This is a genomic window from Kitasatospora sp. RG8 (assembly GCF_017813315.1).
Lineage (GTDB): Bacteria > Actinomycetota > Actinomycetes > Streptomycetales > Streptomycetaceae > Kitasatospora.
Genome location: NZ_JAGIYX010000010.1, coordinates 131513 through 144350, shown reverse-complemented (window position 1 = coordinate 144350; position 12838 = coordinate 131513). Strand labels below are relative to the sequence as shown.

Annotated in this window: 11 protein-coding genes; all 11 read right to left on the bottom strand. The window is 71.1% G+C overall.

Annotated elements, in window-relative coordinates; translation table 11 throughout:
- Positions 1-111: 111 nt before the first annotated feature.
- Positions 112-2007, bottom strand: a complete 1896-nt coding sequence (nuoL, locus tag J5Y04_RS17700; protein WP_209412995.1) for an NADH-quinone oxidoreductase subunit L — start codon at positions 2005-2007, stop codon at positions 112-114.
- A 14-nt stretch (positions 2008-2021) separates the two neighbouring features.
- Complete coding sequence (gene nuoK, locus J5Y04_RS17695) at positions 2022-2321, bottom strand: NADH-quinone oxidoreductase subunit NuoK (protein ID WP_209412994.1); 300 nt, start codon at positions 2319-2321, stop codon at positions 2022-2024.
- Positions 2318-3343, bottom strand: a complete 1026-nt coding sequence (locus tag J5Y04_RS17690; RefSeq protein ID WP_307853163.1) for an NADH-quinone oxidoreductase subunit J — start codon at positions 3341-3343, stop codon at positions 2318-2320. The genes nuoK and J5Y04_RS17690 overlap by 4 nt, the downstream gene beginning before the upstream one ends.
- Positions 3340-3852: an NADH-quinone oxidoreductase subunit NuoI gene (gene nuoI, locus J5Y04_RS17685; RefSeq protein WP_245204993.1), complete on the bottom strand. Its 513-nt coding sequence runs from the start codon at positions 3850-3852 to the stop codon at positions 3340-3342. The genes J5Y04_RS17690 and nuoI overlap by 4 nt, the downstream gene beginning before the upstream one ends.
- A gap of 105 nt (positions 3853-3957) precedes the next feature.
- The gene (gene nuoH / locus J5Y04_RS17680) at positions 3958-5289 is read right to left on the bottom strand and encodes an NADH-quinone oxidoreductase subunit NuoH (protein ID WP_209412992.1); all 1332 of its coding nucleotides are present in this window, start codon (positions 5287-5289) and stop codon (positions 3958-3960) included.
- Positions 5286-7922 (bottom strand): NADH-quinone oxidoreductase subunit G, encoded by a 2637-nt coding sequence (locus J5Y04_RS17675; protein ID WP_209412991.1) that lies wholly within the window; start codon positions 7920-7922, stop codon positions 5286-5288. The genes nuoH and J5Y04_RS17675 overlap by 4 nt, the downstream gene beginning before the upstream one ends.
- Positions 7919-9280: an NADH-quinone oxidoreductase subunit NuoF gene (gene nuoF, locus J5Y04_RS17670; RefSeq protein ID WP_209412990.1), complete on the bottom strand. Its 1362-nt coding sequence runs from the start codon at positions 9278-9280 to the stop codon at positions 7919-7921. The genes J5Y04_RS17675 and nuoF overlap by 4 nt, the downstream gene beginning before the upstream one ends.
- The gene (gene nuoE, locus J5Y04_RS17665) at positions 9280-10095 is read right to left on the bottom strand and encodes an NADH-quinone oxidoreductase subunit NuoE (RefSeq protein ID WP_209412989.1); all 816 of its coding nucleotides are present in this window, start codon (positions 10093-10095) and stop codon (positions 9280-9282) included. Before nuoE ends, nuoF begins: the two co-directional genes overlap by 1 nt.
- Positions 10092-11474, bottom strand: coding sequence for an NADH-quinone oxidoreductase subunit D (locus tag J5Y04_RS17660; RefSeq protein ID WP_209412988.1), 1383 nt, complete (start codon positions 11472-11474; stop codon positions 10092-10094). The genes nuoE and J5Y04_RS17660 overlap by 4 nt, the downstream gene beginning before the upstream one ends.
- Positions 11474-12187, bottom strand: coding sequence for an NADH-quinone oxidoreductase subunit C (locus J5Y04_RS17655; RefSeq protein WP_209412987.1), 714 nt, complete (start codon positions 12185-12187; stop codon positions 11474-11476). Before J5Y04_RS17655 ends, J5Y04_RS17660 begins: the two co-directional genes overlap by 1 nt.
- A complete protein-coding gene (locus J5Y04_RS17650) occupies positions 12184-12738 on the bottom strand; it encodes an NADH-quinone oxidoreductase subunit B family protein (protein WP_148643269.1) in 555 nt (184 codons plus the stop codon). Before J5Y04_RS17650 ends, J5Y04_RS17655 begins: the two co-directional genes overlap by 4 nt.
- Positions 12739-12838: the final 100 nt, after the last annotated feature.

Genomic DNA, 12838 nt, shown 5'->3' with positions numbered 1-12838 from the left:
CGTCCGCCCACCCGCGCCGGTCGGTGCCTCGTCCTCCCCCGGCCGTCGGCCGGGGGTGCCCCCGCCGCTCACTCACGGGCCGTACCCCCCAACGGTTTTCGGGCCTATTCATCAAACGGACCTCATCAGGAGAGTCGTGGCGACCAGCACCAGCGTGCCGCCGAACATGGAGAGCGCGTACGAGCGGACGTAGCCGTTCTGGATCCGCCGCAGCCGGCTGGAGATGCCGCCGATGGCGGCGGCCAGGCCGTTGACGAAGCCGTCCAGGCCGCGGCTGTCGAAATAGACCAGGGCCGCGGTGAGCGCCGAACCGGGCCGGACCAGGACGGCGTGGTTGAAGTCGTCCTGGAGCAGGTCACGGCGGGCGGCCCGGGTGAGCGCGGAGCCGACCGGCGGCACCACGGGGACGGCGGAGCGCCCGTACATCAGGTACGAGACCACGACGCCGACCACCATGCAGACCGTGGCGAGCACGGTGACCGTCAGTGCGGAGAGCGGCGAGTGACCCTCCTCGTGGCCGGTGACCGGCTCCAGCCAGTCGAGGAAGGAGCTGTTCAGGACGAACAGCCCGCCCGCGAAGACCGAGCCGAAGGCCAGCACGATCATCGGGGTCGTCATGGTGCCCGGCGACTCGTGCGGGTGCGGGTCGTGCCCCTCGGTGTCGGGCTGCCAGCGCTTCTCCCCGAAGAAGGTCAGGATCATCACCCGGGTCATGTAGAACGCGGTGACGGCCGCACCGACGAGGGTGCAGAGCCCGAGGATCCAGCCCTCGGTGCCGCCCTTGGCGAAGGCCGCCTCGATGATCTTGTCCTTGGAGAAGAAGCCGGACAGGCCGGGGAAGCCGATGATGGCCAGGTAGGCGAGGCCGAAGGTGACGAAGGTGACCGGCATGTACTTGCGCAGGCCACCGTAGTGACGCATGTTCACCTCGTCGTTCATGCCGTGCATGACCGACCCCGCGCCGAGGAACAGCCCGGCCTTGAAGAAGCCGTGCGTGACCAGGTGCATGATCGCGAAGGCGTAGCCGATCGGACCGAGGCCGGCCGCCAGGATCATGTAGCCGATCTGCGACATGGTCGACCCGGCCAGCGCCTTCTTGATGTCGTCCTTGGCGCAACCGATGATCGCACCGAAGAGCAGCGTGACCGCGCCGACCGCCACCACGGCGGTCTGGGCGTCCGGCGCCAGGTTGAAGATCGCACCGGAGCGGACGATCAGGTAGACGCCGGCGGTCACCATGGTGGCCGCGTGAATCAGGGCCGAGACCGGGGTCGGGCCCTCCATGGCGTCCCCGAGCCAGGACTGCAGCGGCACCTGGGCGGACTTGCCGCAGGCCGCCAGCAGCAGCATCAGGCCGATCGCCGTCAGCTTGCCCTCACTGGCCTGGCCGGCGTCCTGGAAGACCGGCCCGAAGGCGAAGGACCCGAACTCCGCGAACATCAGCATGATCGCGATGGAGAGGCCCATGTCACCGACGCGGTTGACGATGAACGCCTTCTTGGCGGCCGTCGCGGCGCTCGGCTTGTGCTGCCAGAAGCCGATCAGCAGGTACGAGGCGAGGCCCACGCCCTCCCAGCCGACGTACAGCAGGAGGTAGTTGTCGGCGATCACCAGCAGCACCATGGCCGCCAGGAACAGGTTCAGGTACCCGAAGAAGCGGCGCCGGCGCTCGTCGTGCGCCATGTACCCCACCGAGTAGAGGTGGATCAGCGTGCCCACGCCGGTGATCAGCAGGACGAAGGTGATCGAGAGCTGGTCGAGCAGGAACGAGACGTCGGCCTGGAAGCCGTTCACCGGGATCCAGGTGTACAGGAATTTGGTGACGGCGCGTTCCTCGGCGGGGCGGCCCAGCATGTCCGAGAACAGGGCGAGCCCGAAGCCGAAGGAGAGCGCGGCCAGCGCGGTGGCGAGCCAGTGACCGAAGCGGTCGAAGAACCGGCCGCCGAGCAGCAGCAGGGCAGCACCGGCCAGCGGAGCCGCCACGAGCAGCGGAATGAGAGAGTTCACCGAAGGCCCTCCGCCTACAGCTTCATCAGATTGCTGTCGTCGACCGAAGCGGAGTGCCTGGTCCGGAAGATGGAGACGATGATGGCGAGGCCGACCACGACCTCGGCCGCCGCGACCACCATGGTGAAGAACGCGATGATCTGGCCGTCCAGGTTGCCGTGCAGCCGGGAGAAGGTGACCAGGGCCAGGTTCGAGGCGTTGAGCATCAGCTCGACGCACATGAACAGGACGATCGCGTTGCGTCGGATCAGCACGCCGGAGGCGCCGATGGTGAACAACAGGGCGGAGAGATAGAGGTAGTTGACCGGATTCACTCCGCGCCCTCCTCGTCGTGGCCGTTCGACGCGGTGTGGTTGTTGGTACCCGCCGGTTCCAGCTCCTTGTGCGGGCCGTTGCCCGAGCCCTTGCCCGAACCGTTGCCCGGGCCGTTGCGCGGGCCCTTGCCCAAGCCCTTGCCGGAACCGTTGGCCGGGCCGTTGCCCGGGCCGTTGCGCGGGCCGGTCACCGACGGGCGCTCGGACGGCGCGCGGCCCAGCCAGTCGGCGGTGGTCGACTCCAGCTCGGCCATCCGCCGGAGCATCTCCTGGCTGACGTCGCGGATCTGGCCGCGCTCGCGCAGCGTCCCCATCACCGAGTCCTCGGCGGCCGTGCCGTCCGGCAGCAGGCCGGGGACGTCCACCGCGTTGTGCCGGGCGTAGACGCCGGGCGCGGGCAGCGGCGGGACCTGGGTGTTGTCCAGGATCCGCCGGGCCGCCAGCTCGCGCTGGGTCTTCGGGGCCTTCACGTGCTCGCGGTGGGTCAGCACCATGGCGCCGATCGCGGCCGTGATCAGCAGCGCGCCGGTGACCTCGAAGGCCCAGACGTACTTGGTGAAGATCAGCCGGGCCAGGCCCTGGACGTTGCCCTCGGCGTTGGCCTCGGCGAGGCCGGTGAAGGTGTCCAGCTTGGCGTTGGCGATGCCCGCGATCAGCAGCACGCCGAAGCCCAGCCCGCAGAGCACCGCGGCGAACCGCTGGCCCTTGAGCTGCTCCTTCAACGAGTCGGCGCTGGTGACACCGACCAGCATGACCACGAAGAGGAAGAGCATCATGATCGCGCCGGTGTAGACGACGATCTGCACCACGCCCAGGAACACCGCGCCCTGGGCCATGTAACAGACCGCCAGGGCGAGCATGGTGGCCGCCAGGCAGAGCGCGCTGTGCACGGCCTTCTTCATCAGCAGCATGCCCAGCGCGCCGCCGACGGCGATCACCGCGAGCACCCAGAACTGGACGGCCTCACCGGTGGAGGTCGCGCCCGTCACGGCGGCGAGGTTCAGCGTGGAGGAGGCGGTCACTGCTGGGCCTCCTTCTCCCGGTCGGTGCGCTCCTGCGGAACCGTCCCCGGCGCCGCCGCGGTGATCTCGCCCCGGTAGTAGGCGCCCTCGTCGGCGCCGGGGAAGATCGCGTGCGGGGTGTCGACCATCCCCTCGGAGAGGCCGACCAGCAGCTGCTCCTTGGTGAAGATGAGGTCCCGGCGGGAGGAGTCCGCGAGCTCGTACTCGTTGGTCATGGTGAGCGCGCGGGTCGGACAGGCCTCGATGCAGAGGCCGCAGAGGATGCAGCGGGCGTAGTTGATCTGGTAGACCGCGCCGTACCGCTCACCGGGCGAGTAGCGCTCCTCCTCGCGGTTGTCCGCGCCCTCGACGTAGATCGCGTCGGCCGGGCAGGCCCACGCGCAGAGCTCGCAGCCGACGCACTTCTCCAGGCCGTCCGGGTGCCGGTTCAGCTGGTGGCGGCCGTGGAAGCGCGGAGCGGTGGGCTTCTTCTGCTCCGGGTACTGCTCGGTGAGCCGCTTCTTGAACATGGCCTTGAAGGTCACGCCGAAGCCGGCGGCCGGCCCGAGGACGGAAGGCTTGTCGGGCCGGTCTGGCCGGTCGCCGCTGCCGTTCTGGTCGGACGACATCTCGGTTCAGCTCCCTTCGGAATGGTCGGCCCCGTTGAGGGCGTCCTGGAGTTGCTTCGGGGCGCGGCTGCGCCGGCGCGGGACCGGCTGGAGCTTCTGGCCGGGCAACGGCGGCACCGGGTACCCGCCCGCCATCGGGTCGAACTTCCCCGCGGACGGGGCCGCCTCCTCCGGCTCGGGCTTGCGCTTCACGACGTCCCGCGCCAGGGCGAGCAGCAGGATCGCGCCGGCCGGGGCGCCGACGTACAGCACCACCTCGCCGAAGTCGTAGCCCTCGTTCCGCAGCGCCCGGACGCTGGAGACCATGACCAGCCAGACCAGCGAGACCGGGATCAGCACCTTCCAGCCCAGCTTCATGAACTGGTCGTAGCGGAGCCGGGGCAGGGTGCCGCGCAGCCAGATGAAGAAGAAGAGCAGCAGCTGGATCTTGAGGATGATCCACAGCATCGGCCACCAGCCGTGGTTGGCCCCCTCCCAGAAGGTGGAGACCGGCCAGGGAGCGCGCCAGCCGCCCAGGAAGAGGGTGGACGCGACCGCCGAGACGGTGACCATGTTGACGTACTCGGCCAGCATGAACATCGCGAACTTCAGCGAGGAGTACTCGGTGTTGAAGCCGCCGACCAGCTCGCCCTCGGCCTCCGGGAGGTCGAACGGCGCCCGGTTGGTCTCCCCGACCATCGCGATGATGTAGACGATGAAGGAGACCGGCAGCAGGACCGCGAACCAGGTCGGCTGCTGCGAGGCGACGATCTCCGAGGTGGACATCGACCCCGAGTAGATGAACACCGCCGCGAAGGACAGGCCCATCGCGATCTCGTAGCTGATCATCTGCGCGGACGAACGGATCCCGCCGAGCAGCGGGTACGTCGAACCGGACGACCAGCCGGCCAGCACGATGCCGTAGATGCCGACCGAGGCCGTCGCCAGGATGTAGAGCAGCGCCACCGGGAAGTCGGTCAGCTGGAGCGGCGTCCGGGTGCCGAAGATCGACACCTCGTCACCGGCCGGGCCGAACGGGATCACCGCGAAGGCCATGAACGCGGGGATGGCGCAGACGATCGGGGCCAGGATGTAGACCGCCTTGTCGGCGCTCGTGACCACCAGGTCTTCCTTGAGCGCCAGCTTCACGCCGTCCGCGAGCGACTGCAGCATGCCCCAGGGGCCGTGCCGGTTGGGGCCGATGCGCAGCTGCATCCAGGCCACGACCTTGCGCTCCCAGACGATCGCGATCAGCACCGTGCCGACCAGGAAGGCGAAGCAGAAGACCGCCTTCAGCAGCACCAGCCACCAGGGGTCGCGGCCGAAGAAGCCCAGGGTCTCGTACGCGGCGAGGTTCACAGCTCCTCCTCCGGGGTCGGGTCGGCCTCAGTGCCGGGGGTGCCGGGGGTCGCGATGCCGGGGGTCGCGGTGCCGGGGGTCGCGGTGCCGGGGGTCGCGCCGCCCGGGGTCCCGGTGTCGGGGGTCGCGCCGCCCGGGGTCCCGGTGTCGGCCGCGATGGTGGCGGCCGCGATGGTGACCAGGTGGCCCACGGTGGTGCCGAGGGCGCGATGGGCGCCGCCCGGGGTCGAGTTGAGCGGGATCCAGACCGTGCGGTCCGGGATGTCCTTGGTGATCTCCAGCGGCAGCGTCAGCGACCCGGCCGGACCGGTCAGCCGCAGGGCGGCGGACGGCCCCTCCGTCACGCCGATCTCCTCCGCGGTGACCGGCGAGATCCGGGCGACCGCCCGGTGCCTCGTCCCCGCGAGGTGCTGGTCCCCCTGCTGGAGCGTGCCGTTGTCCAACAGCTGCCGCCAACCCGCGAGCACCGCCTGGCCGGTGGCCGGCCGGGGCAGCAGTCCCGGGTGGGTGGCCGGGTCGGTGGCCCGGTCCCCCGCCCACGGCGCGAACCGGTCCAGCTCCAGCCGGGCGGCCCGGACGTCGGGCAGGCCGAGCCGGTGGCCCAGCGCGTCGGCCAGCATGTTCAGCACCCGGGCGTCCGAGTGGAGGTGACGGCCCATCTGCTGGTCGGGCTTGAGTGCGGCCTCGAACATCCGCACCCGGCCCTCCCAGTCCAGGAAGGTGCCGGACTTCTCGGCCACCGCGGCGACCGGCAGCACCACGTCGGCGTGCGCGGTGACGGCGGACGGTCGCAGCTCCAGCGAGACCACGAACGGCACGGCGGCCAGCGCCTGCTCGGCGAGCGCCGGGTCCGGCAGGTCGTCCGGGTCGACACCGCCGACGAGCAGCGCGCCGAGTTCGCCGCCGACGGCCGCGCCGAGGATGTCCTCGGTGTCCCGGCCGGGCCGGGCCGGGAGTTCGGCCACCCCCCAGGCGGCGGCGGCCTCGGCGCGCGCGGCCGGCGCCGATACCGGACGGCCGCCGGGCAGCAGCCCCGGCAGTGCGCCGGCCTCGACCGCGCCGCGCTCACCGGCCCGGCGCGGCACCCAGGCGAGCCGGGCGCCGGTGGCGTGGGACAGTCGCAGGGCGGCGGTCAGTGCGCCGGGGGTGGCGGCCAGCCGCTCGCCGACCAGGATGACGGCGCCGGGGGTGCGCAGCAGCCCCCCGGCGCGGCCGGCGTCGTCGTTCAGCGGCTCGTCGGCGGCGAGCGCGGCCAGCCACTCGGCCTCGGTGCCGGGGGCGGCGGGCAGCAGCGCGCCGCGCAGCTTGGTCAGGCCCCGGGAGCCGAAGGCGGCGATCGAGAACACCTTGAGGCCGCCGGCGCGCGTCGCCTTGCGCAGCCTCAGGAAGACGATCGGCGACTCCTCCTCGGGCTCGAAGCCCGCGAGCAGGACGGCCGGAGCGCCCTCCAGCTCCTCGTAGGTGACGCCGCTCCCGTCGAGGTCGGTGCCGCGGCCGGCCACGACGGCGGCCAGGAAGTCCGCCTCCTCGCCGCTGTGCGGGCGGGCGCGGAAGTCCACGTCGTTGGTGCCGAGCACCACCCGGGCGAACTTGGCGTAGGCGTAGGCGTCCTCGACGGTGACCCGGCCGCCCGTGAGCACACCGGCCCGGGCGCCGCGCAGACCCTCGGCCGCCCTGGCCAGCGCCTCCGGCCAGGAGGCCGGGGCCAGTTCACCGGTGCCGGCGTCGCGGACGAGCGGGGTGGTGAGCCGGTCGCGCTGCTGGGCGTAGCGGAAGGCGAACCGGCCCTTGTCGCAGTTCCACTCCTCGTTGACCGCCGGGTCCTCCCCCGCCAGCCGGCGCAGCACCTTGCCGCGCCGGTGGTCGGTGCGCTGGGCGCAGCCGGAGGAGCAGTGCTCGCAGACGCTCGGCGAGGAGACCAGGTCGAACGGGCGGGAGCGGAAACGATAAGCCGCCGAGGTGAGAGCGCCGACCGGGCAGATCTGGATGGTGTTGCCGGAGAAGTAGGAGTCGAGCGGCTCGGCGTCGCCGGTGCCGACCTGCTGGAGGGCGCCGCGCTCGACCAGGTCGATGAACGGGTCCCCGGCGATCTGCTGCGAGAAGCGGGTGCAGCGGGCGCAGAGCACGCAGCGCTCGCGGTCCAGCAGCACCTGGGTGCTGAGCGGGATCGGCTTCTCGTAGGTGCGCTTCATCCCCTCGAAGCGGGAGTCGGTGTCGCCGGTCGACATCGCCTGGTTCTGCAGCGGGCACTCGCCGCCCTTGTCGCAGACCGGGCAGTCCAGCGGGTGGTTGATCAGCAGCAGCTCCATCACGCCGCGCTGCGCCTTCTCGGCCACCGGCGAGCTGACCTGCGTACGGACCACCATGCCCTCGGCCACCGGGATGGTGCAGGAGGCGACCGGCTTTCGCTGGCCCTCGATCTCGACGATGCACTGCCGGCAGGCGCCGGCCGGATCGAGCAGCGGGTGGTCGCAGAAGCGCGGGATCTGGGTGCCGATCTGCTCGGCGGCCCTGATCACCAACGTCCCCTTGGGGACCTGCACTTCGACGCCGTCGATGGTGAGCGTGACCAGCTCGACCGCGGGCTTGTCGCCCGTGTCGCCCGTGGAGGTGGATGGCTCTGTGATCGTCACGCGTGCACCTCCCTTTCGGTGGCGGACTGGTGGCCGGGGCGGGGGCCGTCGGCCCAGACGGTGGAGGCGGCCGGGTCGAACGGGCAGCGGCGCTCGGCGAGGTGCTGCTCGTACTCGGCCCGGAAGTACTGGAGCGAGGAGACGATCGGGCTGGCCGCGCCGTCGCCCAGGGCGCAGAAGGACTTGCCGTTGATGTTGTCGGCGATGTCGAGCAGCTTCTCCAGGTCGCCGTCGACGCCCTCCCCGGACTCGATCCGCTTGAGCAGCTGGACCAGCCAGTAGGTGCCCTCGCGGCACGGCGTGCACTTGCCGCAGGACTCGTGGGCGTAGAACTCCGTCCAGCGGGTCACGGCCCGGACGACGCAGGTGGTCTCGTCGAAGATCTGCAGCGCCTTGGTGCCGAGCATCGAGCCGGCCGCGCCGACCCCCTCGTAGTCGAGCGGGACGTCGAGGTGCTCGTCGGTGAACATCGGGGTGGACGAGCCGCCCGGCGTCCAGAACTTGAGCCGGTGCCCGGCCCGGACGCCCCCGCTGATGTCCAGCAGCTGGCGCAGGGTGATGCCGAGCGGGGCCTCGTACTGGCCGGGGTTGGTGACGTGGCCGGAGAGCGAGTAGAGCGTGAAGCCCGGGGACTTCTCGGTGCCCAGGCCCTTGAACCACTCCTTGCCCTTGGCCAGGATCGGCGGCACCGAGGCGATCGACTCGACGTTGTTGACCACCGTCGGACAGGCGTAGAGGCCGGCGATGGCCGGGAACGGCGGGCGCAGCCGGGGCTGGCCGCGGCGCCCCTCCAGCGAGTCCAGCAGGGCGGTCTCCTCGCCGCAGATGTACGCGCCGGCGCCGGCGTGCACGGTGATGTCGAGGTTGATGCCGGAGCCCAGGATGTCCTTGCCGAGCAGCCCGGCCTCGTACGCCTCGGCGACGGCGGCCTGGAGGCGGCGGAGCACCGGGACGACCTCGCCGCGCAGGTAGACGAAGGCGTGGTCGCAGCGGATCGCGTAGGACGCGATGATCATGCCCTCGATCAGCGAGTGCGGGTTGGCGAAGAGCAGCGGGATGTCCTTGCAGGTGCCCGGCTCGGACTCGTCCGCGTTCACCACCAGGTAGTGCGGCTTGCCGTCGTTCTGCGGGATGAACTGCCACTTCATGCCGGTGGGGAAACCGGCGCCGCCGCGGCCGCGCAGGCCGGAGTCCTTGACCAGGGCGATCACGTCGTCCGGAGGCATCGCGAGGGCGGCCTTCAGGCCCTCGTAGCCGGCGTGACGGCGGTAGGTGGCGAGCGTCCAGGGGCGGCTGTCGTCCCAGGACGCGGAGAGCACGGGGGTGAGCAGCTTCTCGGCCGGCTCGGCGGACGTCATCACGCTTCGGTCCCTTCGTGGCCGGTTCCGTCGCGGTGGGTGCCCTCGCTGCGGGTGCCGTCGCGGTGGGTACCGTCGCTGCGGGTGCCCTCGTGGCGGGGGGAGACGACCTTGGTGCCGGCGGTGCCGGGCAGAGCCTCGCCCTTGGCCAGGCGCAGCCCGGCCAGCGACGGCGCGCCGCCCGCCCCGGACTCGTCCACGACGCCGGCGCGCTCGTCGGCGAAGCCGGCCAGGATCCGGGCGGACTCCTTGAAGCTGCAGAGCCGGGCGCCACGGGTGGGCCGGACCTCCTCGCCCGCGCGCAGGTCGTCGACCAGCTGCCGGGCGCTCTCCGGAGTCTGGTTGTCGAAGAACTCCCAGTTGACCATCACCACGGGGGCGTAGTCGCAGGCGGCGTTGCACTCGATGTGCTCGATCGAGATCTCGCCGTCCTCGGTGGTCTCGTTGTTGCGGATGCCGAGGTGCTGCTGGAGCTCGTCGAAGATCTGGTCGCCGCCGAGCACCGCGCAGAGGGTGTTGGTGCAGACCCCGACGTGGTACTTCCCGGCCGGCCGGCGCCGGTACATGGTGTAGAAGGTCGCGACGGCGGTCACCTCGGCGGTGGTGAGGTCCAGCTGCTCGGCGCAGAACCGGATGCCGGTCGCGCTGACGAAGCCCTCCTCCGCCTGCACGAGGTGCAGCAGCGGGAGCAGGGCGGACCGGGCCACCGGGTAGCGGCCGATCAGCTCCGCGGCGTCGGCGGCGAGGCGCGCGCGCACCTCCTCGGGGTACGGCCTGGCCGGCAGTGCCGGCAGTCCGAGTTCCACGTTGCTCACCGGTCCACGCCTCCCATCACCGGGTCGATCCCGGCCACCGCGACGATCACGTCGGCGACCTGGCCGCCCTCGCACATCGCCGCCATCGTCTGCAGATTGGTGAACGACGGGTCCCTGAAGTGGACCCGGTACGGGCGCGTCCCGCCGTCGCTGACCACGTGCACGCCCAGCTCGCCCTTGGGCGACTCGACCGCCGCGTACGCCTGGCCGACCGGGACCCGGAAGCCCTCGGTGACCAGCTTGAAGTGGTGGATCAGCGCCTCCATCGAGGTGCCCATGATCTTGCGGATGTGGTCGAGGGAGTTGCCCATCCCGTCCGGGCCGACGGCCAGTTGGGCGGGCCAGGCGATCTTCTTGTCGGCCACCATGACCGGGCCCGGACGCAGCCGGTCCAGGCACTGCTCGACGATCCTCAGCGACTGCCGCATCTCCTCCAGCCGGATCAGGAAGCGGCCGTAGGAGTCGGCGCTCTCGGCGATCGCGACCTCGAAGTCGTAGTCCTCGTAGCCGCAGTACGGATCGGTCTTGCGCAGGTCGTGCGGCAGGCCGGTGGCGCGCAGGATCGGGCCGGTGGCACCGAGGGCCAGGCAGCCGGGCAGGTCGAGGAAGCCGACGTCGACCAGGCGGGCCTTGAACACCGGGTTGCCGGTGGCCAGCTTGTCGTACTCGTGCATCCGCGAGCGGAGCGTCCTGACCGCCTCGCGGATCTGGTCGACCGCGCCGGGCGGGAGGTCCTGGGCGAGGCCGCCCGGGCGGACGTAGGCGTGGTTCATCCGCAGGCCGGTGACCAGCTCGAAGACGTCCAGGATGAGCTCGCGGTCGCGGAACCCGTAGATCATCAGGGTGGTGGAGCCGATCTCCATGCCGCCGGTGGCCAGGCAGACCAGGTGGGAGGAGATCCGGTTGAGCTCCATCATCAGGACGCGGATGACGCTGGCGCGGTCCGGGACGTCGTCGGTGATGCCGAGCAGCTTCTCGACCGCCAGACAGTAGGCGGTCTCGTTGAACAGCGGGGTCAGGTAGTCCATCCGCGTCACGAAGGTGGTGCCCTGGACCCAGCTGCGGAACTCCATGTTCTTCTCGATGCCGGTGTGGAGGTAGCCGATGCCGCAGCGCGCCTCCGTCACCGTCTCGCCGTCGATCTCCAGGATCAACCGCAGCACGCCGTGGGTGGACGGGTGCTGGGGGCCCATGTTGACGATGATGCGCTCGTCGTCGGCCCGGCCGACCGCCTCGACCACCTCGCCCCAGTCGCCGCCGGTGACGGTGAAGACCCGGCCCTCGGTGGTCTCGCGGGACGCCGCGGCCTCCGCCGCTGCCGCCTCCTCGGCCGCCGCCGCTGCCGCCTCTTCGGCCTTCTCGTAGTGCTGAGTACTCATCAGCTGTACGACCTCCGCTGGTCGGGTGCCGGGATCTGGGCGCCCTTGTACTCGACGGGGATGCCGCCGAGCGGGTAGTCCTTGCGCTGCGGGTGGCCCAGCCAGTCGTCCGGCATCATGATCCGGGTGAGCGCGGGGTGCCCCTCGAAGACCAGGCCGAAGAAGTCGTAGGCCTCGCGCTCGTGCCAGTCGTTGGTCGGGTAGACGCTGACCACGGACGGGATCCGCGGGTCGGAGTCCGGAGCGGTCACCTCCAGCCGGAGCAGCCGGCCATGGGTGATCGAGCGCAGGTGGTAGACCGCGTGCAGCTCACGACCCTGGTCGCCCGGGTAGTGGACGCCGCTCACGCCGAGACAGAGCTCGAAGCGGAGCGCGGGGTCGTCGCGCAGCGTGCGGACGGTCTTCAGCAGGTGCTCGCGGGCGACGTGGAAGGTGAGCTCGGCGCGGTCGACGACGGTCTTCTCGATCACCTCCGCGGGGTCGAGGCCCTGCTCCTCCAGCGCCCCCTCCAGCTCGTCCGCGACCTCGTCGAACCAGCCCCCGTAGGGGCGTTGGCTCGCGGGCGGCAGGGCGATCGGGGCGGCGAGGCCGCCGAAGCCGGAGGTGTCACCGCTGCCCTCGGCGCCGAACATGCCCTGGCGCCGGCCGACCACCTCGACCGGGATCTCGCGGTGCGGCTGCTCGCGCCGGGTCTCGGGTACCTGGTCGTTCATCGCAGCTGCCCCCGCATCTCGCTCACCGGGGTGGCCTTCAGGGCGAGCGCCTCACCCAGCTCCTCGGCGCGGCGGCGGTTCGCGCCCAGCGGCTCGTGCTGGATCTTGTCGTGCAGCTTCAGGATCGCGTCCATCAGCATCTCCGGGCGGGGCGGGCAGCCGGGCAGGTAGATGTCGACCGGGACGATGTGGTCGACACCCTGCACGATCGCGTAGTTGTTGAACATGCCGCCCGAGGAGGCGCAGACACCCATCGAGATGACCCACTTCGGGTTGGCCATCTGGTCGTACACCTGGCGCAGCACCGGGGCCATCTTCTGGCTCACCCGCCCCGCCACGATCATCAGATCGGCCTGCCGGGGGGAGCCCCGGAAGACCTCCATGCCGAACCGGGCCAGGTCGTAGCGGCCGGCGCCGGTGGTCATCATCTCGATCGCGCAGCAGGCCAGTCCGAAGGTGGCCGGGAAGAGCGACGCCTTGCGCACCCAGCCCGCGGCCGTCTCCACACTCGTGAGCAGAAAGCCGCTCGGCAGCTTCTCCTCGATTCCCATCAGATCCCTCTCAATGCCCTCGGTGCCCTCAAGTCCTGTGGTTCGTCCGTCCGTTCGGGTCGCTGCACCCCGCCGGGCTTGTCCGCCCGTTCACAAAGTC

Coding starts and splice junctions, on each gene's coding strand:
- nuoI (WP_245204993.1), bottom strand. CDS start 3,852: ATGTTCAAGAAGCGGCTCACCGAGCAGTACCCGGAGCAGAAGAAGCCC.
- nuoF (WP_209412990.1), bottom strand. CDS start 9,280: ATGACGTCCGCCGAGCCGGCCGAGAAGCTGCTCACCCCCGTGCTCTCC.
- J5Y04_RS17660 (WP_209412988.1), bottom strand. CDS start 11,474: ATGAGTACTCAGCACTACGAGAAGGCCGAAGAGGCGGCAGCGGCGGCG.
- J5Y04_RS17655 (WP_209412987.1), bottom strand. CDS start 12,187: ATGAACGACCAGGTACCCGAGACCCGGCGCGAGCAGCCGCACCGCGAG.
- J5Y04_RS17650 (WP_148643269.1), bottom strand. CDS start 12,738: ATGGGAATCGAGGAGAAGCTGCCGAGCGGCTTTCTGCTCACGAGTGTG.